A 22,072-nucleotide genomic window follows, 5' to 3' on the forward strand; every position below is an offset into this window, starting at 1 on the left:
CAGGCGAGCCTAACGAGCCGATGTCGGCGCTCCGCAATAGGCTCGGCTTCATGCAGCAGCGCTATCTCGGTCACAGTGGTCTGGCGGTGAGCCGGCTCGGTCTGGGCACCATGTCCTGGGGCCGCGACACCGACGAGCACGAGGCCCGTGAGCAGCTCGCCGCCTTCGTGGCGGCGGGCGGGACCCTGGTCGACACCGCGGCGGCGTACGGGGACGGTGACAGCGAGCGGCTGATCGGCAGCCTGCTCGGCGACGTGGTGGACCGCGACGACCTGGTGATCGCCACCAAGGCCGGCTTCAGCGTCCGTCGCGGCGAGCGGATCACCGACACCTCGCGCGGCGCCCTGCTCCGGGACCTGGAGGGCTCGCTGCGCCGGCTGAACGTCGACCACATCGACCTGTGGCAGCTGCACACCTGGTCCGACGACGTCCCGCTGGAGGAGACGCTGTCCGCGCTCGACCACGCGGTGAACTCCGGCAAGGTCCGCTACGTCGGCGTCTCGAACTACGCGGGCTGGAAGTCGGCCCGCGCGGTCACCTGGCAGCAGGCCTGGCCCGGCCGCGCGGTCCCGGTCTCCAACCAGGTGGAGTACTCGCTGCTCGCCCGCGACGCCGAGGCGGACGCGATCCGCGCGGCCGGCGGGCTCGGCATCGGCGTGCTCGCCTGGTCGCCGCTTGGCCGCGGCGTGTTGACTGGGAAGTACCGCACCGGGATCCCCGCGGACTCCCGGGCGGCGTCCCAGCATCTGTCCAGATTCGTCGACCCCTACCTGGACGGCCGGGGTTCGGGCATCGTGGAAGCCGTGGCCCGGGCCGCCGACGGGCTGGGCTGGAGCCCGCTCGAGGTGGCCCTCACCTGGGTGCGGGATCGGCCAGGGGTGACGGCGGCGATCGTCGGGGCCCGGACGGCGATGCAGCTCAAGTCGGTGCTGGGAACGGAGGAGCTCACCCTTCCGCCGGCCATCGCGGCCGCGCTGGAGGATGTGTCGTGAGGTAGCCGCCTGGAATCTGGAGGTGCGGATGGGCGAGTACGAACTGCAGCAGTTCGAGGTGTCCCGGACGGAGTCGCGTGGCGCGGTCCGCCGGCTGCTCACCGAGCACGCGGAGTACGGCGGGTGGGAGCTGGCCCGGCTGCGCCGCTACCCCGACGGCACCCGGCGGGTCTGGTTGCGCCGCCGCATCATCCGGGTGATGCGCACTCTCTGACCGCCGGCCGGCAGGTGTGTGAGCCCGGTCGGCTGGGTACCCGCCGTCGCCTGAGAGCGAAGCGGGAGACCGATGACCGAACAGGACGCCGTACGGCGGTTGCGGCAGATCGCGACCGAGACGTTCGGCTGGCACGAGTTCCGGCCCGGGCAGCTGCGGGCGATGTCGGCCGTGGTGGCCGGCCAGGACACCCTGGCAGTGATGCCGACCGGGTCCGGCAAGTCGGCGATCTACCAGGTGCCGGCGATGCTGCTCGACGGCCCGGCGGTGGTGGTGAGCCCGCTGATCTCCCTGCAGCACGATCAGGTCGTGTCGCTGCTGGACCGCGGAATCGTGGCGCGCGAGCTGAACAGCACGCTCGGCGCCACCGAGCGGGAGACCGTGTACCGCGAGCTCGCCGACCGGGACGTGCAGTTCGTCTTCCTGGCGCCGGAGCAGCTGGCGCGAGACGACGTGCGGGAACGGCTGGCCGCGGCGAAGCCCGCGTTGCTGGTGGTCGACGAGGTGCACTGCGTGTCGTCCTGGGGGCACGACTTCCGGCCGGACTACCTGCGGCTCGGTGACCTCGTCGACCAGCTCGGCCGGCCGGTTGTCCTGGGGCTCACCGCGACCGCGTCCCGGCCGGTGCGGTCGGAGGTCGTGGAGCGGTTGCGGCTGCGGGATCCGTTGGTGGTGGTCTCCGGGTTCGACCGGCCGAACCTGTCGCTGGCCGCGGTGCCGGCGACGGACGCGGACGGCCGGCTCGCCGCCGTCGTCGAGCGCGCCGCGGGAATCGCCGGGACCGGCATCGTCTACACGACCACCCGGCGGGAGACCGAGCAGTACGCCGCTGCGCTGGGCGAGCGCGAGCGTGACGGTCGGCGGTTGCGGGCGGCGCCGTACCACGCGGGGTTGCCGAAGGCGGAGCGGGCGCGGGTGCACGAGGACTTCCTGGTCGGCCGGCTCGACGTGGTGGTCGCGACCACGGCCTTCGGCATGGGCATCGACAAACCCGACGTCCGGTACGTGCTGCACGCGGGTGTCGCCGACTCGCTCGACTCCTACTACCAGGAGATCGGCCGCGCCGGCCGGGACGGTGAACCGGCCGAGGCCGTCCTGTTCCACGGCCAGGCCGACCTGGGCCTGCGGCGCTTCCTCTCGGCCGCGCCTCCGGACGAGCAGGCGGTCGCCCAGGTCCTGGCCGCGATCCAGGCGGCCGGCACTCCCCCGCTGCGCCGGGACCTCGCCCAGCAGACCGGCCTGGCCGTCCAGCTGGTCGGCCGCTGCTGCTCGCTGCTCGAACAGGTCGGCGCCGTCCGCTTCGACCGCCGCAACCGGCTCCACCCGTCGTCCTCGGACGAGGCCGACCTGGTGAGCCAGGCGATGCGGCTGGCGGAAACCCGGCAGCAGGTGGAGCGGTCGCGGCTCGACATGATGCGCGACTACGCCGAGACGACCGGCTGTCGCCGGCAGTTCCTGCTCTCGTACTTCGGTGAGGAGTTGCCCGAGCCGTGCGGCAACTGCGACACCTGCCACAACGGCAGTGCCGAGCAACACGCCCGCGACAGCCGCGAGTCGCCGTACCCGCTGGATTCGCGGGTGCGGCACACGGAGTTCGGGGTCGGGCAGGTGCTGCAGTTCGACGGTGACCGGATCGTGGTGCGCTTCGACGAGGTCGGCTACCGGACGCTCTCGCTTTCCGCGGTCGAGGAGAACGCTTTGCTCGAGCAGCTCTGACTGGTGGGTCGCCGGGCCATCAGCAAAACGCCGAGCGCGACAGTTCCGGTGAGCACTCCGGCACCGACCAGCGTCCACTCCGCCCCGGCGGCTGCGATCACCGGACCGCCGATCAGCAGGCCTGCCGAGCTGCTCGCGTTGACGACGACCGACTGGCCGGACAGCAACGCACGGCGTTCGGCGCCCTCGGAGCTTCGGGTGATGAGCAGTGAGATCGCGGCGATGCCGAGGACCACGGTGACGCCGGACAGCGCGCCGAACCCAGCGACCGCCGGCGGCGTGGTCCAGACCCCCATGCCGACCCAGCACAGGCCCATCATCATCCAGGCCATCGCCGCGAGCGGGACCGGCGCAACTCGGCGGACGACGGCGATCGAGATCAGCGTGGCGAGCAGCGAGCCCACGCCGTACCCGCTCATGCCGGCGGCGAGGTAGATGCCCGGCTGGCCTCGCTCGGCGCCGATCACCGAGAGCCCGAGCGTGAAGGCGAACCAGGTCAGGCAGCCGGTTCCGCGGGCGATCCAGCCGTAGAGCACGTCCCGGCGGCCGCGCAGGCTCTCCCGGATCGACGGCGCGGCAAGCTCCTGCGCCGCGCGCTCGGCCCGGACGCTGCAGGCGAGCAGACCACCGGCCAGCACTGCGGCCGCCTCCACCCACAACAGCCCGGTGGTGAACCCGGTGCCCACCGCTACGGCACCGATCGGCGGGCCGACGAGCATCCCGGCGCGCCGGGCGCCGTCCTGCCAGGTCAGCAGGACGACGGCCTTGCCGGGCGCCCAGCGATCGCCGGTGTCGGCCAGCAGGGCGGACCGGCCCGGGGTGGACAGCGCGTCACCGATGCCGAGCAGCAGGCCGCTGACGACCAGGAGCGCAGGTTGGACCAGGCCCACGGCCGCAGCCGCCGGTACGACGGCCAGCGCGAACGCCGAGACCGCGGCGACGATCGCGAGCCGCGGACCCGAGTCGACCCATTGCCTCGCCCGCCGGGCCCACCACGGCGACAGCAGCACCGGGATTCCCGAGGCGCCACCGACCAGGCCGGTCGCCGCGACCGAACCCGTCTCCTGCAGCACCACCAGCGGCAGGGCGACCTGCGCGATCCGGAACGCCAAGTCCGCGACGCCACCGCCTGCCAGCAGGGCCAACGCTTCGCTCCGGGCTCTCACAGCCACTGATTCTCCAGGGCGGCGCGGTCACCGCAGTAGAGGGCCCCGGACGAGTGCACGGCATAGCCTGGGCCTATGTCTTCATTGCCGACGGTCGACGACCTGCGCTTGGTCCTCGCCATCAGCCGCACCGGTGCGGTCGGTACTGCGGCCCGGGAGCTGCACGTCGCCCAGCCGTCCGCGTCGCAGCGCTTGGCCCGGCTGGAACGCAGCTGCGGAACCCGGCTGTTCGAACGCGACACCCGCGGCGCCCGCGCAACCCCGGCCGGCGCCGAACTGGCCCGGCGCGCCGAGCACATCCTCGGTCACCTGGAGGAGGTGTACTCCGCCACCCGCGCCGCCGCGGCCGGCACCCGGCTGGTGGTCGGCACCTTCGCGAGCCTCGCCGCGATCCTGTTCCCGGTGCTGGACGCGGAGCTGGCCGACGTCGAGCTGGAGCAACAGGTCGATCACGGCCACCACCTGGTCGAGAAGGTTGCCGAGGGCACCATGGACGCCGCCTTCATCGCGATCGCCGACCAGATGGTCCTGCCCCGCGGCACGGTCGCGCACGCCGTCGGTCGCGACGAGCTCGTCCTGTTCGTCCCGGCCGGTACGCCGCCGCCCGGGCGCGGCCGCCGTCCGCTCAGGGACCGGGAGATCCCGTTCTCCACCTACGACCGCGGCGCCGACGAGATCCGCCGCCGGCTGATCGCCCTCGGTGCCGTCCCCCGCCGCGGCGTCACCCTCGGCACCACCGTCGCGATGGCCCGCCGCCGCGAGCACCTGGCGCTGGTTCCCCGCAGCGCCCTGGCCGGCGAGCTCCGCCCGAGCGAACGACTGGTCCCGGCCCCGTTCCGCTACCGCCTGACCCTCAGCATGGTCACCGGCTCCACCCCACCCCCGAAGCTGCTCGCTCTGCTCCCCCACCTCGGCACCACCCTCAGCCTCACCCGCTGAATCTCCGGCCCACCCGCTCCCGGTCCCGCCCAGGCCACTCTCGTGGGTTAACCCCTGAACCGCAGGGTTGGCCCCTGAGAAACCGGTGGGCCAACCCTGCACCTGGAGGGTTAACCCGTCAGAGGAAAGCGCCCGCGCGACGCTCGAGGCTCACCCCTGAGGTCAGGCCTCGGTGAGGAAGCGGTCGAGGACGCGGGAGCCGAACTCCAGCGAGGCGGTCGGGACGCGTTCGTCGATGCCGTGGAACATGCCCATGAAGTCGAGGTCCGGCGGCAGCTGGAGCGGGACGAAGCCGAAGCAGCGGATGCCGAGGCGGGACCAGGACTTGGCATCTGTGCCGCCGGACATCAGCAGCGGGGCGGTCCGGCTCTGCGGGTCCTCGGCGGCCAGGCAGGCCTTCATCGCCTCGACCAGGCCGCCGGTGAACTCGGTCTCCAGCGCGATGTCCTCGATCACCGTCTCCCGCTGCACCTTGTCGCCGAGCAGCTCGTCGATGGTGGCGAAGAACTCCTGCTCGTACCCGGGCAGGAACCGGCCGTCGACGTGCGCCTCGGCATCGCCGGGAATCACGTTGACCTTGTACCCGGCGTTCAGCATGGTCGGGTTCGCGGTGTTGCGGATGGTGGCGCCGAACATCCGGCTGAAGCTGCCCAGCTTCGACAGCACGCCGGTCCGGTCCTCGGGGTCCAGCTCGGTGCCGAGCAGGTCCTCCAGCGTCTTCAGGAACTCGCGCACCGTCGGCGTGAGCCGCAGCGGCCACTCGTGCTCACCGATCCGGGTGACCGCCCGGGCCAGCTCGGTGACCGCGTTGTCGTCGTTCACCATCGAGCCGTGGCCGGCGGTGCCGCGGGCCTTCAGGCGCATCCAGTTCATTCCCTTCTCGGCCGTCTCGATCAGGTAGAGCCGCAGGTCGTCCTGCACCGTGATCGAGAAGCCGCCGACCTCGCCGATGCCCTCGGTGCAGTCGGCCACCGTGTCCGGGTGGTTGTTGATCAGCCACTGCGCGCCGTACAGGCCACCGGCCTCCTCGTCGGCGGTGAACACCAGCCGGACCGGCCGCCGCGGCTTGACCCCGGCCCGCTGCCGGGCCCGGACGACCGACAGCACCATCGCGTCGAAGTCCTTCATGTCGACCGCGCCCCGGCCCCACACGCAGCCGTCGAAGATCTCGCCCGCGAACGGGTCGACCTTCCAGTCCTTGGGGTCGGCCGGCACCACGTCCAGGTGGCCGTGCACCAGCAGCGGGTCCGCCGAGGCGTCCTCACCCTCCCAGTGCGCGACCAGCGTCGCCCGCCCCGGCGCGGACTCGTAGATCGTCGACTCGATGCCGACCTCGTCGAGCTTCGCCGCGACGTACTCCGCCGCGTCCCGCTCGCCGTTGCTCCTGCCGTTGCCGTAGTTCGTGGTGTCGAACCGGATCAGCTCGCTGCACAGCTCCACCACCTCGCCGTCCGGCCGGTACGTCGAGCTGTCGGGGGTCGTCGGTAGAGTCATACCGCCCATCCTGCCCCACCCCGGGACGACCACTCTCCCAGCCCTGGGCAGTTCCGCGTGGACTGTCGGATCGAGTCGCTAGCCTGCGGTGCATGGGGATTCGGCGGTTGACCAGGGAGCAGGCGCGGCGGATCGCGGTTCGGGCTCAACTGCTCGACACGCAGCGGCCCACGGACCTGGTGGAGACGGTCCGGCAGCTGACGTTGCTGCAGATCGACCCGACGGCGGCGGTCGCGCCGAGCGCCGATCTGGTGGCGTGGAGCCGGCTGGGTCCGGAGTACCGGCCGGAGCAGTTGAAGCAGGCGCTGGAGGTGGACCGGACCCTGTTCGAGCTGGACGCGCTGATCCGGCCGATGAGCGACGTCGGGCTGTACCTGGCCGGAGCCGCGGACTGGCCGACGTGGTCCCGGATCCGGGAATGGATGCAGGCCAACGAGGACTTCCAGCGGGACATCGTCGCGGTGATCGCCGAGCGCGGACCGGTGACCTCGCGCGACATCCCCGACACCTGCCGGGTCCCGTGGGCCTCGACCGGCTGGACGAACAACCGCAACGTCACCCAGATGCTCGAGTTCCTGATGATGCGCGGCCAGGTCGCGATCGCGGGCCGGATCGGGCGCGAACGCCGCTGGGACCTGCCGGAGCGGGTCTACCCGAGCGACGTGGTGGTGCCGACCGCCACCGAGGCGGCGACGACCAAGAACGAACGGCGACTCCGCTCCCTCGGCATCGCCCGCGCGAAGGGCACCGCAGTCCCGGTCGAGCCCGCGATCGTCGGTGAGACCGGCGAGCCGGTCGAGGTCGAGGACACCCGAGGTGTCTGGCGGGTCGACCCGGAGGCGCTGGCCGCGATCGACGACGACTTCACCGGCCGGACGGCATTGCTGTCGCCGTTCGACCGGCTGATCCACAACCGGGTTCGCGCGGTCGAACTCTTCGACTTCGAGTACACGCTGGAGATGTACAAACCGGTCGCAAAGCGCCGCTGGGGCTACTTCGCGCTGCCGATCCTGCACGGGGACCGGCTGGTCGGCAAGGCCGACGTCATCGCCGACCGCAAGGCCTCGGTGCTGCGGGTGAATGCGTTGCACCAAGACGTCCGCTTCACCCGCGCGATCAGCAAGGGCATCGAGGCGGAACTGAACGAGCTGGCGACCTGGCTGGAGCTGTCCACGATCGAGCAACCGGCTCCCGCCAGGTAGCCGAAGCGCCCGCTGAACGGGCGGTCAGACGTTCTCGGAGGTTCCGTCGCGGCGTTCGACGGAGGTCTTGATCCCGGCCAGCGTGTGCTGCAGGGCCTCGTCGATCGACGCGCCCTCGGCGTGCTCGGTGTGCAGCCGGACCGTCAGCTTGGAGGTGCCGTCGGCAACGAAATCGACGTCGAGCTCGCCGTGGTAGTCGTGCGGGCCCGGTGCGGACCAGCGCAGCGTGCGACCCTGCTCGACGATGTCGATCTCGGCCTCGCTGCGGACCTCCCGCTCCGGCCCGTCGTCGGGGTCGATCACCGCGGCGACCTCGACCCGCTCGTGCACGGCCTCGCCCGGCATCCGGGCCTCCGGTCCCTGCGCCTCGTCCGACGGCGCGTCGAGCCGGTGCGCCTCGGTCATCTGCGGCAGGTACTCCGGCAGCCGCTCCACGTCCGACAGGTAGTCGAACAGCACGTTCGGCGCGACGTCCACCACGGTCGAGGCTTCGTAGTCACCCATCGTCTTTCGTCCTTTCCCTCTCCAGCCGGTCGTGCTCCGACCGGGCCTCCGCGCCGGTCTCCCCCGCGTAGCCCTCGTCGAGTCCGGCGACCCGTCCGACGAACGTCTCGTTCTCGCCGGTGCCGGTCGTGGACTGCGTGCCCCCGTCCGGGTCGCCGCCGGTCTCGCGGCTCATCGCGACGTCGGTGTCGGCCGGCGCGTCCTGCTCGGTGTGGCGGTGCGCGTCGCGCCACCGCTTCACCCGGTCCAGCACGGACATGACGTACTCCTTCCACCGCGGGTCCTCATCCGCGCACGGGTACCCGGGCGCACCGGGACGGAAACTCGAAACCGCGCGGGCGTTTCGGGCCGGGGCACCAGATAGGTATGCACGCCTCCTTGCCCGTCGCGTCGGTGCTGGACTCCGGGCGCGCCTTGCGCGACATCCTCGTCCCGTTGCTCGCCCAGGGCGCGATCCTGCGCCGGCCGGCGCTGACCGCGCTGGCCGATCGGCTGCGGGCCGACGACCGTGGCCTGCGGCAGGCCCGCCGGCTGCGCGACCGCTACGGCGAAGGGCCACTGCTGCTGCGACTCCCCGGTCGCAAACTCGCGCTGGCCCTCGATCCGGACCACGTCAGGCGGCTGCTCGCCGAGACGCCCGAACCGTTCTCCGCGGCGACGAGCGAGAAGGTCGGCGCGCTGCGGCACTTCCAGCCGCACGCCGTCCTGGTCACCGATCCGCCGCTGCGGGTTCCGCGCCGGGACCTGAACGAGCAAGCGCTCGACGCGCACCGGCCGGTCCACCGCTCCGGGCACACGATGGTTGCCGTCATCACCGAAGAGCTCGACCGGCTGGACGGCACGCTCGGCTGGAACGACTTCCGCGCGCTTTGGATGCGGATCACCCGCCGGATCGTGCTCGGCGACGCCGCCGCCGACGACGAGGAGCTCACCGACCTGCTCGACGCGCTGCGCGCCGACGCCAACTGGGCGCAGTTCCGCCGCCGCGACTCCACGGCCCAGCTGCGGTTCCAGGCGCTGCTGGACGAGTACGTCGATCGCGCCGAGCCCGGCAGCCTGGTGCACGCCTTGCCGCCTGGATCCGCCCAAGAACTGGATGCGGCCGGGCAGGTTCCGCACTGGCTGTTCGCCTTCGACGCGACCGGCATCGCGTTGTGGCGGCTGCTCGCCCTGCTCGGATCGCGCCCGGAGTACGCCGAGGTGATCGCGGAGGAGGCTCGCAACCCGCAGGGATCACCGCTGCTGGCGCACGCGGGGGCCGCCGTCCAGGACTGTGTGCGGCTCTGGCCGACCACGCTCGTCGTCCTGCGCGAGGGCGTCGTACCGACCGAGTGGAACGCCGGGACGGCCCCGGCCGGGACGGAGTTCGCGATCGTGAGCTCGGTGTTCCACCGCGACGGCGAGGCGCTGAAGTTCGCCGACGAGTTCGTTCCGGAGATCTGGCTCGACGGGCGGGCGGACGGCGAGTGGCCGCTGATCCCGTTCAGCGCGGGGCCGGCGGTGTGTCCGGGGCGCAACGTCGTGCTGCTGACCACGAGCGCGGCGGCCAGTCACGTCGTCGCGCACTTCGACCTGGACCCCGACCCGGCCACCCGCAGCAAGCTGGCCGGTGCGATGCCGGCGACCTTCGACCACAGCTCCCCCCGCATCGGTTTCTGGCGCAAGGACTGATCGCCGGACCGCGGTTCAGGCGCGATCGCCGGACGTTCGCGCAGATGCGGCTTGGTCAGCGCCACGGCAGCTTCGCTCAGCGCCACGGCAGCTTGGCGTGCAGGATCGCAGCACGGGCGGCGTTCGAGCCGCAGGCGCCGTGCACCCCGCCACCGGGATGAGCCGATGCCGACGCGAGGTACAAGCCCTTCACCGGCGTCTCGGCCCGCGCCAGGCCCGGGATCGGCCGGAACACCAACTGCTGGTGCAGCGCCGACGTCCCGCCGTTCACCGCGCCGCCGACCAGGTTGGCGTCCCGCCGTTCGAGGTCCGGTGGCGCGAGGATGCGGCGCCGGATGATGCGCTGCTCGAAGCCCGGAGCAGCCCGCTCCACCTGCGCCTGCATGCGATCCGCGAACCGCTCCGCCTCGTCGGCGTCCCACCGGCCGGTGAACTCGTCGTCGCCACGCACTCGCTGCGGCACGTGGGTGTAGGCCCACGCCGCCTCCGTGCCGGCCGGCGACCGAGTGGGATCCGCCGTGGTCATCTGCCCCATCAGCAGGAACGGCTCGGTCGGGACGAGACCCGCCGCGATCTGCGCCGCCGTCATACTGAGCGCGTCCACCGACCGGGCGATGTGCACCGTGCCCGGTGACGCGCTCGGCTTCTCCTGCCAGGGAATGGGCCCGTCCAGCGCCCAGTCCACCTTCACGGTGCCGGGGTCCCACTCGAACTTCTCCATCGCCCGCCGTACCCGGCGCGGAACCGCCGCCACGGGCAGCAGTTCGCCGTACAGGGCAGGCGCGGAGACGTCGGCCAGCACCGCCCGGCGCGCGCCGTAGTACTCCCCCGAAGCTGTCCGTACGCCGGTCGCGCGGCCGCCGCTCACCTCGATGCCGGTGACGCGCTGACCGCAGACGATCGTGCCGCCCTGCGCGCGGAAGCGGTCCGCGAGCGCGTGCGCGAGCCGCCCGGCTCCGCCCTTCGGGACCGGGTAGCCGAACTGCTGACCGAGCATCACCAGCAGCCAACCCATCAGCCCGGAGCCGGCCGACTCGGGCGTGATGTCGGCGTGCTGCGCGTTGGTGGCGAACAGCATCCGGCCGGCATCGCCGCGGAAGTGCTGCTCGCCGAGCGACCGCACGGACGAGGCCAGCAGCCGGATCCGCTCCAGGCCTTGGCGGCCGAGCAGATGCAGCGCGAGCGACGATCCGGAACGAATCGGCGGGAACGGGTCCAGCAGCAGCCCGACCATGCCGCGCTGGATCTTGCGCCAGTCCTCGTACAGCGCGAGCCAGCTGTCGCCGTCGCCCGGCGCCTCGGCGTCGAGCTCGGCAGCGGTCCGCAGCGGGTCGTCGTGCACGATGGCCCAGCCGCCGTCGGTCATCGGATTGCCGAACGGCGCCGGGGCGTCGGACCACTCCAGGCCCCACTTGTGCAGCTCCAGGGCCTGGATGGTCGGTGACGCCGCCGCGAGCGGGTAGAACGAGCTGAAGGTGTCGTGGATGAAGCCGTCCGCCACGTCGGAGTCGCTGCGGACCGCGCCGCCCACTTCGTCGTTCGCCTCGACCAGCACCACCTCCCAGCCCTGGTCGACGAGCAGGTTGGCCGCGACGAGCCCGTTCGGGCCGCCGCCGATCACGATCGCGTCGCTCATTCGCACCCGGTATCCACGGCGCCGGTTTCGTATGCGCCGGTGCGGGGTGGGTACCGGGTGGTTCATGACCGAGCGACCTGACGATGCCCGCGCGCACACCGCCCTGGGCGTTGTCGTCACCGGCGCCGCCGGCGGCATCGGTCGCGCGACGGCACTGGCGTTCGCCGATCGCGGCGACGACCTGGTGCTGGCCGGGCGGTCGCGGGTGACGCTCGAGGAGGTGGCGCGGGGCTGCCGGGACCGTGGCGTGCGGGCGGTCGTCGTACCGACTGACGTCTCCGAGCCCGCGCAGACCGACGCGCTGGTTGACACCGCCCTCGCCGAGCTCGGCCGGGTCGACGTGGTCGTGCACTGCGCGGCGGTGCTCGCGTACGGCGAGTTCGGCAAGATTCCGAGCGAGGTCGTCGACCGGGTGCTCAAGGTCGACATCAACGGCACCGCGAACATGGCTCGCTCGGCGCTGCGCCGGTTCACCGCGCAGGGTGGCGGACGGCTGGTCCTGTTCGGCTCGGTGCTCGGCAAGATCGCGCCGCCGCTGATGAGCTCGTACGTGATGAGCAAGTGGGCCGTGCACGGGCTCGCCCGGGCGCTGCAGGCCGAGACCCGCTCGATGCCCGGCGTGCACGTTCACCTGGTCACGCCCGGCGCCGTCGACACGCCGGTCTACCAGCACGCCGGCAACTACCTCGGCCACGTCGCCCAGGCGCCGCCGCCCGTCGTCACCGCCGAGAAGGTCGCCCGCGCCGTCGTCGGCCTGATGGACACCCCGCGCCGCGAGGTCTCGATCGGCGCCGCGAACCTGCTGATGGAACTGGGCTTCCGCCACCTGCCCGGCCTGTACGACGTCCTGGTGACCCCGCTGCTCAAACGCCTCGGCGTGTCGAGCACCCCGGTCGCCCCCAACCCCGGCAACGTCTTCGAGCCCCGGGCCTAGCCAGACCAAGGGAGGAGTCATGCACACCGATCGGCCCGAAACCCGGACCCTCACCACCCAGCCCACCGCCGTACGCCGAGCGCTGCTGCACTCCGACGAGCTGTCCAGCTGGCTCCCGCGCGCCTTCGGCGACGTCGCGGTCTTCCTCTACCGGCAGGGCATCGCCCCCAAGGGCTACCCGTTCGCCCGCTACCACCCCCACTCCGACGGCCGCGTGCACGTCGAAGCCGGCTTCCCCGTCGCCGACCCGATCACCGGCGACAGCACCGTCGTCCCGTCCTCCCTCCCCGGCGGCCACGTCGTCGCCGCCTGGCACAACGGCCCCGCCGACCAGCTCCGCCACGCCTACCACGCCATCACCACCTGGCTGACCGACCAGGACGCCACCCCCACCGGCGACGCCTGGGAGATCTACCACGACCTCCCCGCCCACAACCCGCACCACCACCGCACCGAAGTAGTCCAACCCATCACCCTCACCGCCGCCCGGGTCTGAGGCGACGTTCCGCGCGGCGCCTGCTCGTGGAACGTCAGGCGGGGAGCTTCGCCAGTTCGGTGAGGGCTTCGTCGGCCCACGCGATGGTGGCGCGGGCGGTGTGTTCGCCGGCGGAGATGGTGAGGAGCCAGTAGCGCGTGTGGGGCTCGGTGGTGGGGTCGGAGGTGCGTTCGGCTTCGACGAGGGCTCGGGTGGCGGCCAGTTCGGTGAGTTGGTGCTCGGCTCGGGTTTTGGAGGCCTGGACCAGGTCGGCGCAGGCGGACGGGCCCAGGAGGTGGCCGAAGAAGAGGCGGAGCAGGGTGCCGCTGCGCGGGCGGCTGGGAACGGGCGGGCTGCTGAGCAGATCGAGCAGATGAGCTCGGCCGGCGTCGGTGAGGGCGTACTGCGCTGAGCCGGTGCGGCCGCCAGCGGTGGCCTCGATCAGGCCGGACTCCTTCAGGCGGGCGATCGACGGGTAGATCTGGCCGAAGCTTTCGCTCCAGAAGGCGCTGAGTTGCTCGTGGATCGTCTTGCGGACCGCGTAGCCGGTCGTGGGCGTGATGCTGAGCACGGCGAGGACCGCAAGATCGGTCTGGGAGGAAGCCATACGCTATTGTATCTGGCAGATACATCAAAGGGGCGGGCATGAGTCTTCTGGCAGTGGCCGCGGCGGTTGCCGCGGCGAGCTTTGCGGTGATCGCGGGATTTCAGCTCGCGCTGGCGGCGGGCCTCCCGTGGGGGCGGGCGGCGTACGGCGGAGCGCGGGACCGGTTGCCGGTGCAGCTTCGCGTCGTCAGCGCCGCGGCGTTTGTGGTCTGGGTGATCGTCGGGCTCACGGTTCTGCGCCGGGCCGGCGTGCCGGTCTGGACGCCTGTTCCCGACCGCCTTCTTCCGGGCACTGTCTGGGTGGTCGCCGGGGTGCTCGTGCCCTCGCTGGTGCTGAACGTGATCACGAGGAGCCGGATCGAGCGGGCGATCTGGGCGCCGATGTGCCTGGTGGCGCTCACCGCGACCGTCGCCGTCAACGTCCTGGCGTGAAGCTGGGAACGACAAGGGACGCGCTTCACCCCGTGGCGAAGCGCGTCCCGGCGTGAGGGGCCTGGCGGAGGTCAGGCCGGCAGGGTCCAGAGCTGGTTGCTGCTGCCGGCGCAGTCCCAGATCTGCAGGCGGGTGCCGTCGGCCGAGCTCGGACCGGTGGCGTCCAGGCAGCGACCGGAGGCCGGGTTGCGCAGGGTGCCGTTCGACTGGGCGTGCCAGGTCTGGGCGCCGGTGCCGTTGCAGTCGTAGAGCTGGACCGGGGTGCCGTTCGCCGTACCGGCGGCGGTGACGTCCATGCACTTGCCGAGGGCCCGGATCGTGCCGTCGGTGCCGACCGTCCAGGTCTGCGCCGAGGAGCCGTTGCAGGTCCAGAGCTGGACGGCGGTGCCGTTCGCGCTGTTCGCGCCGGCGACGTCGACGCACTTGCCGGCGATGCCCTTGACCGGACCGGTCTTGCCGCCGGGCTGCGGGGAACCACCACCGGCCGCGTCGTAGATCGCGCTGACCAGCGAGGTGCTGCCGGTGGTGTCCTGGGACAGCTCCCAGTTCATGATGCCGCCGGCGTTCGCGACGGCCCACTGGGTCTTGCGCTTGATCGTCGGGATGCCGTTGTAGCACTGCTGGGCGCCGTTGACGGTGGCGCAGTCCCGGTTCGCGTTCGCCGGGTCCATCGCCACCAGTTGCGCGTAGGTCAGGTACGTCGGCCGGCTGTAGAACGGAACGCCGAGCACGGTTTTGCCGGCCGGCAGACCGCGGGACTTCCAGTAGTTCGCCGCGGCGATCGACCAGTCGTAGTTGGCGTGCGGGCTGCCTCCGTCGTACGCCATGATGTTCAGGAAGTCGACGGAGCCGAACACGGCCGGCTGGACGCCTTCGGCGGTGCCGCCGTTCGACACCACCGCGGCGGTGAGCAGCTTGCCCCGGCTGTGCAGAGCGTCGCTGAGCTGCCGCATCAGCGCGGTGAAGTTGTTGCCCTCCACCCCCGGGTCCGGGTACTCCCAGTCGATGTCGACACCGTCCAGGCTGTACTGGTTGACCGCACCGATCACGGCGTTCACGAACGTCGTCCGGCTGGTCGCGTTGGCGGCGAGCGCCTCGAACGCGTCGTCGTTGCCGTCGTTCCAGCCGCCGATCGCCAGCGACACCTTGACGCCGTTGGCGTGCCCGAGCGAGACCAGCGAGTTCAGCTTCGACGGGCTGGGAATCGCCTGCAGGGTGCCGTTGGCGTTGGGCAGCGCGAAGGCGTAGTTGATGTGGGTCAGCTTCGAGTACTGGATGCTGTTCACGTCGCCGGACCACGACGGCATGTACCCGACGCTGCGGAAACCGCTCGGCAGGGCGGCGGTGCTGGTCTCGCTCGCCGACGACGCGGCCGGGGCGGTCACGGCCACCGCACCGGCGGCGGCGGTCGCCAGCGTTAGGCCCGCGACGGCGAGGCGACTTCGGGACTTGATCCAAGACAAGGAAGAAGTATTCATCAGGGGCGGTTCCTTCCGGGGGGCGGACGTGAAGGAAGATATGAAGTGAGCTGACTGAAGTGCGAGCCAGTGAACCCCGGATGTCCCGCCGTCGTCAAGAGGTCACGGACAGCGAAGCGGGCCGGCGCAATTCACCGGCCCGACCGGTCGGCCTTCGCCAGCAGCGGCAGGGACACCAGGCCGGCCAAGGTGCAGGCGACGGCCGAGGTCCCGAGAATGACGGCGGGACCGAAGTGGTCGTTGGCCAGGGCACCGACGGCGGCTCCCAGCGGCGCAGCGATCGCCAGCATGGCCCGCTGCGTGCCGAACACCCGGCCGTGGACCGCCGGATCGGTCCAGCGCTGCAGAGCCGTCGCCTCCACGGCGGAGTACGGGCCCCAGATCGCGCCCGACACGACGAACACCAGCATCGCGGCCGGCAGGCTTTCAGTGAGCACCAGAGGCACGGTCACGACGCCCCACACCACGGCGCCCAGTCCGTTCACCAGCCCGGGACGCCTCCGCGCCAGCAAAGGGGCCAAGGGCAACGTCATCAGCGACGCGACGCCGAACACCACCCAGAGCAGGCTGTAGCCACCTACCGAGACGCCGAGCTGCTCGCGAGCGAAGTACGGCAGCACGGTCTCGAAGGGCCCGTACACCAGGTAGTACACGACCGACAGCGCCATCAGCCCAGCCACCCGCGGCGAGCTCCACCGCCGTGGCGGCTCCCCCGGTCGCGCGACCTCGACTGCGGCCGCCGTACGCCGTGGCAACCGTGCGGCAATCACCGCCACCATCGCCAGCATCACCATCGGTACGACGAACGCAGGCCCCGGCCCGAGCAGCGCCAGCGCCGGACCGGCCAGCGCAGCCCCCACCAGCATCGGGAGCTGGTCACCGACGCTCAGCAGCGCATTGGCTCGGCCCAGCGACGCGACATCCACCAGCCGCGGCACCAGGGTCCGCGCGGCGGCGAAACTCAGCGGCGCCGTGACTCCCGCTGCCGCGCCCAGCACCAGCATCACCCAGAGCGGGAACCGTCCACTCCAGCCGGCAACGACCAGCACACCCATCAGTGCGGCGCGGACCGCGCCGTCCAGGACCATCGTCGGCACCGGTCCGAAACGGTCGACAGCGCGACCGCCGAGCACGCCGCCGAACAGCGCGGGAATCCGGATCGCCACCACCAGCAGGGCCGTCTCGGCTCCGGACCACCCTTGCGGACCGGCGATCCACAGAATGACGAACAGCAAGAAGTTGTCAGCCGTCGAGGCGAGCGTCCAGGCCGCCGCCAGCCACCACACCGGCTTCGGCAGCGCCCGGGTCGCCCGGTCCCCGACGGTGACGGTCATCGGGCCTGCCCCACCGACTCGTCGACCGGGCACCGTTCGCAGGCCGGCCAGTCGCACAGCCGGCAGGTTGCGTCCGCCGCGTCCCGTGCTCGCTCCGTCGCCCGCAGCCCTCGTCCGAGCAGATCGTTGAGCTGTCGCCGGTCGTCGTCACTGAGCCCGCCCAGCGCCTCGGCCGCGGCGGCCTCGCGGCGCTCGTTCCAGGTGGCCAGGGCCGCGGTCCCGGCCGGCTCCAAGCTCAGCCGGATCGCGCGGCCCTGCCGGGCCCGGGCGACGTACCCGAGCTTCTCCAGCCGGTCGATCAGGCGCACCGTGCCGGACTGGGTGAGACCGATGCGATTCCACAGCCAGTCCGCCGAACAGCCCTCATGGCTGGCGATCAACGTCAGCGCGGCGACGTCGCGCAGTCCGAGACCCGGTGGCAGCGCGCCGGTCAGCACATCGTGACTGCGCAACGTCCAGGCCGCCCACACGTTCGACTCATGCATGACTCATTCATACATCAAGCCGACCGGGTGCTGCCAGTCACGGCGTGCCGCCGCAGCTACTACCGGCGAGGAAACAGGCCGCCCTGGGCAAGCCGCTGGTTGACCCGCTGGCGCACCTCCGGCTTGGCCAGCAGGTCACTCGACTTGCGCAGGTTCGCCGCCAGCAGCGGCTGCCACGCGTCCTGCTCCGCGGCGGAGACGGTCTGCGCGCGTCCGGACAGCAGCTTGACCAGCCCATCGGCGACCGCCGTCTGCTCCTCCGCGCGCGGGTGGTAGGCGGCGGCCTTGGTCAGGTCGAGGTCCTTGCCCTGGATCCAGGCCTTCTCCTTGGCGCACACGTCGTGCTTCTCGGACGGCTTGAAGAGGTCGAGGTACTTCGCCTTGGTCTCCTTGGCCGCGGCGGCCATCGCCTTGTTCAGCTCGGTCTGGATCTCGGTGAGGTAGCCGTAGTCGCCCTTGGCCAGCGGCAGGTCGGGGCAAGTGCCCTGCGGCGGCGCGATCCGCGGGTAGCCGATCAGCACGATCGTCGCCTTCGGTGCCACCCGGCTCCGGATGGCCTTGACCGACTCGACCAGCCGGGTCTTGGTCTTCGCGACGTTCTCCCGCAGCCGGTCCTTGCCGCCGGCGGTGAACTGCTTCTTGCACGGCGCGCCGTCGGGATCCGAGGCCTTCACCGTCGGACACACCGCGAGCAGGTCGGGCAGTACGCCGAAGTCGTTCGCGCCCATGCCGAGCGTCACCAGGTCGGTCTGCTTGGTCAGCGCGGTCACCTGCGGCGGGACGAACCCGGTCGCGGTGGCCTGGGCCGTCTTCAGATGCGTGGTGTCGGCGCCGCTGCAGCTCACGTCGGTCACCTTCGGCACCTTCAGCTTCGGCGCGGCCAGGGCGGGATAGTTCCCGCCGGAGCGCAGGCAGCCGAGCGTGCTGAGATCGAGCGGCGGCACGAGTGGAGCGGCCGTGTAGGAGTCACCCAGGGCCACGTAGTTCTTGAACGCCGGGGCCGCCACGGCGGCCGGGGCGGCGGTCGCGGTCGCCGGACCACTGGCCGTGGCGACGGTCGCGGCAGGGATCGCGAGCGCGGCCGCGGTCAGTCCGGTGATCAGGCGGGCAGAATTCATGGTGCCTCCTTCGAAAGGGTGGCGAGGAGGCGGCTCGCCGGCTGTTTCGTCCTTTTCACCCTAAAGGCTGTGTGGTGCTTTACGGAAGCGTGTCGCCGCGATTCTCCGCAGACCGGAAAAGGAAATTGCCAGCACGTTTGACCTGCCGCGGCCCGGGCACTTTCTGGGGTATTCAGAGCGGCTGGCCGAGCCGTCGCCGCAACGACGACCGGCGATGGTGGCCGGTGCCGGACGCAACCAACGCTGAGCACGAACTGCGTCCGCGGCCTTTCACTGTTGAGGAACGTGACGAGCGGGATCGGGCGACCCGGTGACAGCTGCGGAATCGACGGGCCCGGCGGAACGCGCAGACTGCTGCACCGAGCCGTCGAGCTCAATCTCGTCGTGGCCGACGAAGTGCCGCGCATTACCAAGGGCGCGGAACGCCGGCCGACGACCTTCACCAGATTGCGGCGACCGCGCTGGTCAAGGCGGCTCCGGCATTCCACCCGGAGCGGAATTCGTCATTTCTGGCGTGCGCGCTGCCGACGTGGGCTGGGCGGCACCGGGACCGTCACCGCGGGTCGTACCAGAGCGCGCGCGACCGGAAGGCCGGAGCGATCGCCGCCGCCTCGCGCCGTGGCGCGGTCACGTGCCCGGCGTTACCCGAGGCCACGAACTTGAGGTCGGGCCGGGCCGCGAACCGGTCCAGCCAGTAGTCCATCAGCAGATTGCCCTTGCCGCCCTGGTGCGAGCTGCAGCGGATCCGTGCGATCGCCATCGGCTCGAAGTCGCGGTGGAAGGGCGACGGACAGGGGCCCGCCCCGACCAGCAGCACCCCCTCGTTCCGGTACGCCGTACCGCCCTGTCCCCCGCGCGCCATCAGCCGGCGGTCCCGCGGGTGGATGCCGAGCGGCAGCGCCATCGTGCGCGGCGCGACGCCCGGAACGGCTTCTTCCACCGACGCGGACAGTCGGCCGAACTCCTCCTGGACCTTGCCTGCGTCGATCTGCCGGAGGTTCGGGTGGCTCCAGGTGTGGTTGCCGAGCTCGCACCCCAGCGCGTGCAGGCGGCGCAGGGCCTGCACCGCGGCGCTGCCGGACAGGCCGAACGGGGACCTGTTGAGGTAGAAGGACCCGACGGCCGGGAAGTCCGGGTGCCGCTCCTCGAAGGCGAGCATGATGCCGACGGCCGTGTCCGGCACCACCCGGCCGGCGGCGTCGAGCGCGAACTGCCCCGGCGTGCTGTCGTCGAAGGTGAGCACCACCGGCGTCCGCCCGGCCGGCACCCTGGAGAAGTCGCGGCGGACCAGGTCGAGGGTGCGGATCGGGAAGTAGCCCTCGGCGTGCAGCCGCTCCAGCTCGGCGCGGAAGAACGCCGGCGTCATGTCGTACTCGCCACTGACTGAGGTGGCCAGCCGGTGATGCATCAGCACCGGGATCATGCCGAGCTCGTTGGCCTTGACCGCGCTCGCGGGCGTGGTCGTCGACGGCGTCGGCGCGGCCGGGGCCTCTTTTGCCGGATCCGCGGAGTGCGCCGGATCGGCGGACGAGATCACCGGCGCTGCGTCGGGCGCCGCCACATCGGTGCAGCCGGCAACGATCGTGGTACCGGCGGCAGCGGCGAGCCCGAGCAGGCGGCGCCGGGACAGTGGCGCCGTCATTCGTAGATCACCAGCTCGGGGCGCGGCCGGAGCGTGAGCACCTGGGCCGGCGTCATCAGCGCGCCGTGCCGGGTGTCCTCCTCGTAGAAGAGCTTGAACCCGGTGTGCACGCCTCTGGGCAGCTGGGTGGTCAGCTGCCGGTAGGTGGCCTCCTTGGCGCCGCGGGTCCCGATCCCGTCCACGGACTTGACCATCGCCACGCCCGGATAGCCGCGCAGTACCGCTTCGTTCTGCACGATGCGCTTGGTGAGCTGGTGGAACACGAACAGCTTCTCCGGCAGCCGGTACTTCGTCACCAGCGCGGACAGGTAACCCGCGATCTGGTTCAGCTCGGCTCCGGAGGTCCGGCCGAACACCTGGCCGGGGACCTCCCCCGGACCCACCTCCCACTCGGGGTCGAGGGCCAGCCCGACATCGGGCTGCCGCAGCCACGGCTCCAGCCGGCGGACCTCGTCGATCGGGCGGGCCTGACCGGGCTGCACGTCGAGCATCAGCAACATCTTGTGCTTGCGAGCCACCGCGAGGTAGCGGCCGATTTCCGCCGGCTTGATCCGGCTGCGGTACTTGCCGTCCCAGCCCCCCGCCCCCTGCGCGGTGACGACGATCAGCTCCATCACGGGCAGCGGCGTCCGCCCGCCGCGGTGCGCCGCGGCGAGCCGCTCGAGCCGTCGGGCCCGTTCGTCCAGGTTGCTGTCGAGGGGACCGAGGGCGGGCGCGCCGGGAGCACCGACGAAGGCGACCAACTGGTGAGCCGGGAAGAGTTTGCGGCCGCCACGGGGAAGCTGCGGCAGCGGCTTGGGCTTGGCGGGCGCGATCTGCGCCGCCGCCGCGCCGGACTTCGCCGCGGGACGGTCCGTGGTGGCCGGGTCGGCCTGGACATCCGCACAGCCGACGACGGCTGCACCGACGAGGAAGGAGCCGAGTACTGCACGGCGATTGGGGAAGCGCACGAGAGTCACCGATTTCCGTCAGAAAGGAGGTCGGGCGACTCTGCTGTACCCGACTTCAAACACTAACCGTGAGGAGTCGATCACCAGAAGTGACCACGCCGGAATGAGGCACAGGGGCCGGGTTCGCCATCGGCGTACCCGGCCCCTGCGGGCCAGCTGCTCCCGGCAGCCCGACGCATGCCGGGGCCCGTTTCGCGCCAGGGCGCGCAGCTGGACGGGGGGACTGCTCAGAGGGTGTGGATCAACCCGCCATCTTCACCATCTGCTTGGGCAGCTGCTTCAGCTGCTCGGGCACCGGCACCTTGCCGTCGATGGCCTTCAGCATCTGCTGACCGCGGGTCTCGTACTCGTCGGGCATCTCCAGGCCGAGGGCCTCGAGCAGCGCGTCGAGCAGCTGGACGACCGCGCCGATCAGGGTCTCCATCGGGATCCCGGTGTCGCGCCACTTCTGGTCCTTGCCGCCGGTGTACGGCACGGTGGACGTCGGCCGGGCCTGCTTCGCGACGCCGATCATCGAGCTCAGCGCCTTGCCGCTGGCCTTGTTGATCAGCGACCCCTTCTCCTTGTCGTACAGCCACTTCTGGCCGTCACCGGCGCGGCAGGGCAGCACCAGCAGCGGGGTCTGACCCTGCACGGTGGTCAGGTCCGCCGCGGTGTCCAGGCAGGCGCCGTTGGGAAGATCGCCACCGACGTTCTTCGACATCGACACCATCAACTGCTGGTCGGCGGTGTAGGTCCACTGCTGGATCTTGCCCTTGGACCCCTTGTTGCACTTGATCATCACAGCGGTCGGGATTCCGTCCGGAGTGACCGCGAAGGTCAGGCAGAGCTTGGTCTGCACCCGGTTCACGAACTGCCGGGGCTTGCCGATCGGCAGGTCCGCGGCCGGCGCCGCGGCGCTCTCGGCCGCTCGGTCGGGAGCCGGCGCGCTGCCGGCCTGGGCGGATCCTGCCATCGTCGTGCTTGCCGCCAGCGCGGCGACCACCAGCGTGGCGCCGGTACGCGTCATCAGACTGCGGATACTCATGAGGTTCCTCCACGGTCGGGCCTGGGAAGGCGAAGGGCGTCGAGCCCGGCATCGTGG

Annotated in this window: 22 protein-coding genes and 1 pseudogene; 10 read left to right on the plus strand and 13 right to left on the minus strand. The window is 71.5% G+C overall.

Features of this window, described 5'->3' with window-relative positions:
* Window positions 1-50 precede the first annotated feature (50 nt).
* The 3 genes from KFLA_RS18940 (at window position 51) to KFLA_RS18950 (ending at window position 2,922) form a co-directional block, all read left to right on the plus strand.
* Entirely contained in the window at window positions 51-992 is a 942-nt protein-coding gene (locus KFLA_RS18940; protein ID WP_012921422.1) for an aldo/keto reductase, read from the plus strand.
* Between the two features lie 28 nt (window positions 993-1,020).
* Window positions 1,021-1,206, plus strand: coding sequence for a DUF5703 family protein (locus KFLA_RS18945; RefSeq protein WP_012921423.1), 186 nt, complete (start codon window positions 1,021-1,023; stop codon window positions 1,204-1,206).
* 72 nt (window positions 1,207-1,278) lie between these two features.
* Window positions 1,279-2,922, plus strand: a complete 1,644-nt coding sequence (locus tag KFLA_RS18950; protein WP_012921424.1) for a RecQ family ATP-dependent DNA helicase — start codon at window positions 1,279-1,281, stop codon at window positions 2,920-2,922.
* Here the strand turns inward: KFLA_RS18950 and KFLA_RS18955 are convergent.
* Complete coding sequence (locus tag KFLA_RS18955) at window positions 2,865-4,088, minus strand: MFS transporter (protein WP_202796989.1); 1,224 nt, start codon at window positions 4,086-4,088, stop codon at window positions 2,865-2,867. The genes KFLA_RS18950 and KFLA_RS18955 overlap by 58 nt on opposite strands.
* A 75-nt stretch (window positions 4,089-4,163) precedes the next feature.
* On the opposite strand from KFLA_RS18955, the gene KFLA_RS18960 reads away from it, so the two are divergent.
* Complete coding sequence (locus KFLA_RS18960; RefSeq protein WP_012921426.1) at window positions 4,164-5,027, plus strand: LysR family transcriptional regulator; 864 nt, start codon at window positions 4,164-4,166, stop codon at window positions 5,025-5,027.
* Window positions 5,028-5,189: 162 nt separating this feature from the next.
* On the opposite strand, the gene KFLA_RS18965 is transcribed toward KFLA_RS18960, so the two are convergent.
* On the minus strand, window positions 5,190-6,521 hold the full coding sequence (locus KFLA_RS18965; protein WP_012921427.1) for a M20/M25/M40 family metallo-hydrolase: 1,332 nt from the start codon (window positions 6,519-6,521) through the stop codon (window positions 5,190-5,192).
* 92 nt (window positions 6,522-6,613) lie between these two features.
* On the opposite strand from KFLA_RS18965, the gene KFLA_RS18970 reads away from it, so the two are divergent.
* The gene (locus KFLA_RS18970; protein ID WP_012921428.1) at window positions 6,614-7,723 is read left to right on the plus strand and encodes a winged helix-turn-helix domain-containing protein; all 1,110 of its coding nucleotides are present in this window, start codon (window positions 6,614-6,616) and stop codon (window positions 7,721-7,723) included.
* 24 nt (window positions 7,724-7,747) lie between these two features.
* Here KFLA_RS18970 and KFLA_RS18975 read toward each other — a convergent pair whose 3' ends face one another.
* Both KFLA_RS18975 and KFLA_RS18980 read right to left on the minus strand, forming a co-directional pair.
* A complete protein-coding gene (locus KFLA_RS18975; protein WP_012921429.1) occupies window positions 7,748-8,227 on the minus strand; it encodes an SRPBCC family protein in 480 nt (159 codons plus the stop codon).
* Window positions 8,220-8,486: a hypothetical protein gene (locus KFLA_RS18980; RefSeq protein WP_012921430.1), complete on the minus strand. Its 267-nt coding sequence runs from the start codon at window positions 8,484-8,486 to the stop codon at window positions 8,220-8,222. Before KFLA_RS18980 ends, KFLA_RS18975 begins: the two co-directional genes overlap by 8 nt.
* A gap of 107 nt (window positions 8,487-8,593) precedes the next feature.
* On the opposite strand from KFLA_RS18980, the gene KFLA_RS18985 reads away from it, so the two are divergent.
* Window positions 8,594-9,898 (plus strand): cytochrome P450, encoded by a 1,305-nt coding sequence (locus tag KFLA_RS18985; RefSeq protein WP_012921431.1) that lies wholly within the window; start codon window positions 8,594-8,596, stop codon window positions 9,896-9,898.
* A 76-nt stretch (window positions 9,899-9,974) separates the two neighbouring features.
* Here KFLA_RS18985 and KFLA_RS18990 read toward each other — a convergent pair whose 3' ends face one another.
* The gene (locus tag KFLA_RS18990; protein WP_012921432.1) at window positions 9,975-11,534 is read right to left on the minus strand and encodes a phytoene desaturase family protein; all 1,560 of its coding nucleotides are present in this window, start codon (window positions 11,532-11,534) and stop codon (window positions 9,975-9,977) included.
* A 64-nt stretch (window positions 11,535-11,598) separates the two neighbouring features.
* Between KFLA_RS18990 and KFLA_RS18995 the strand changes: the two genes are divergently transcribed.
* Window positions 11,599-12,468, plus strand: coding sequence for an SDR family NAD(P)-dependent oxidoreductase (locus tag KFLA_RS18995; RefSeq protein ID WP_012921433.1), 870 nt, complete (start codon window positions 11,599-11,601; stop codon window positions 12,466-12,468).
* A gap of 19 nt (window positions 12,469-12,487) precedes the next feature.
* Window positions 12,488-12,964 carry a GyrI-like domain-containing protein gene (locus tag KFLA_RS19000; RefSeq protein ID WP_012921434.1) on the plus strand — a complete coding sequence of 159 codons (477 nt, stop codon included), beginning with the start codon at window positions 12,488-12,490 and terminating at the stop codon, window positions 12,962-12,964.
* A 34-nt stretch (window positions 12,965-12,998) separates the two neighbouring features.
* Here the strand turns inward: KFLA_RS19000 and KFLA_RS19005 are convergent, their stop codons facing one another.
* Window positions 12,999-13,550, minus strand: coding sequence for a PadR family transcriptional regulator (locus KFLA_RS19005; RefSeq protein ID WP_012921435.1), 552 nt, complete (start codon window positions 13,548-13,550; stop codon window positions 12,999-13,001).
* 38 nt (window positions 13,551-13,588) lie between these two features.
* Here KFLA_RS19005 and KFLA_RS19010 point away from each other — a divergent pair, with 38 nt between their 5' ends.
* The gene (locus KFLA_RS19010; RefSeq protein WP_012921436.1) at window positions 13,589-13,981 is read left to right on the plus strand and encodes a hypothetical protein; all 393 of its coding nucleotides are present in this window, start codon (window positions 13,589-13,591) and stop codon (window positions 13,979-13,981) included.
* Between the two features lie 71 nt (window positions 13,982-14,052).
* Here the strand turns inward: KFLA_RS19010 and KFLA_RS19015 are convergent, their stop codons facing one another.
* The 4 genes from KFLA_RS19015 to KFLA_RS19030 form a co-directional block, all read right to left on the minus strand.
* Window positions 14,053-15,444: a glycosyl hydrolase family 18 protein gene (locus KFLA_RS19015; protein WP_237706539.1), complete on the minus strand. Its 1,392-nt coding sequence runs from the start codon at window positions 15,442-15,444 to the stop codon at window positions 14,053-14,055.
* Window positions 15,445-15,590: 146 nt separating this feature from the next.
* Entirely contained in the window at window positions 15,591-16,793 is a 1,203-nt protein-coding gene (locus KFLA_RS19020; RefSeq protein WP_012921438.1) for an MFS transporter, read from the minus strand.
* Window positions 16,790-17,278: a MarR family winged helix-turn-helix transcriptional regulator gene (locus tag KFLA_RS35705; RefSeq protein WP_012921439.1), complete on the minus strand. Its 489-nt coding sequence runs from the start codon at window positions 17,276-17,278 to the stop codon at window positions 16,790-16,792. The genes KFLA_RS19020 and KFLA_RS35705 overlap by 4 nt, the downstream gene beginning before the upstream one ends.
* A gap of 59 nt (window positions 17,279-17,337) precedes the next feature.
* Window positions 17,338-18,396: an SGNH/GDSL hydrolase family protein gene (locus tag KFLA_RS19030; protein WP_012921440.1), complete on the minus strand. Its 1,059-nt coding sequence runs from the start codon at window positions 18,394-18,396 to the stop codon at window positions 17,338-17,340.
* Between the two features lie 446 nt (window positions 18,397-18,842).
* Between KFLA_RS19030 and KFLA_RS39685 the strand changes: the two are divergent.
* Window positions 18,843-18,896: pseudogene (locus tag KFLA_RS39685) on the plus strand (hypothetical protein); the annotation flags it as partial.
* A 53-nt stretch (window positions 18,897-18,949) separates the two neighbouring features.
* Here KFLA_RS39685 and KFLA_RS19035 read toward each other — a convergent pair.
* The 3 genes from KFLA_RS19035 to KFLA_RS19045 all read right to left on the minus strand — a co-directional run bounded on the left by KFLA_RS19035 (window position 18,950) and on the right by KFLA_RS19045 (window position 22,015).
* Window positions 18,950-20,038, minus strand: a complete 1,089-nt coding sequence (locus KFLA_RS19035; protein WP_012921441.1) for a polysaccharide deacetylase family protein — start codon at window positions 20,036-20,038, stop codon at window positions 18,950-18,952.
* Complete coding sequence (locus KFLA_RS19040) at window positions 20,035-20,988, minus strand: hypothetical protein (RefSeq protein ID WP_148256673.1); 954 nt, start codon at window positions 20,986-20,988, stop codon at window positions 20,035-20,037. Before KFLA_RS19040 ends, KFLA_RS19035 begins: the two co-directional genes overlap by 4 nt.
* A gap of 241 nt (window positions 20,989-21,229) precedes the next feature.
* A complete protein-coding gene (locus tag KFLA_RS19045; protein ID WP_012921443.1) occupies window positions 21,230-22,015 on the minus strand; it encodes a ricin-type beta-trefoil lectin domain protein in 786 nt (261 codons plus the stop codon).
* Window positions 22,016-22,072: the final 57 nt, after the last annotated feature.

The sequence above is a fragment of the Kribbella flavida DSM 17836 genome, from assembly GCF_000024345.1.
GTDB lineage: Bacteria > Actinomycetota > Actinomycetes > Propionibacteriales > Kribbellaceae > Kribbella > Kribbella flavida.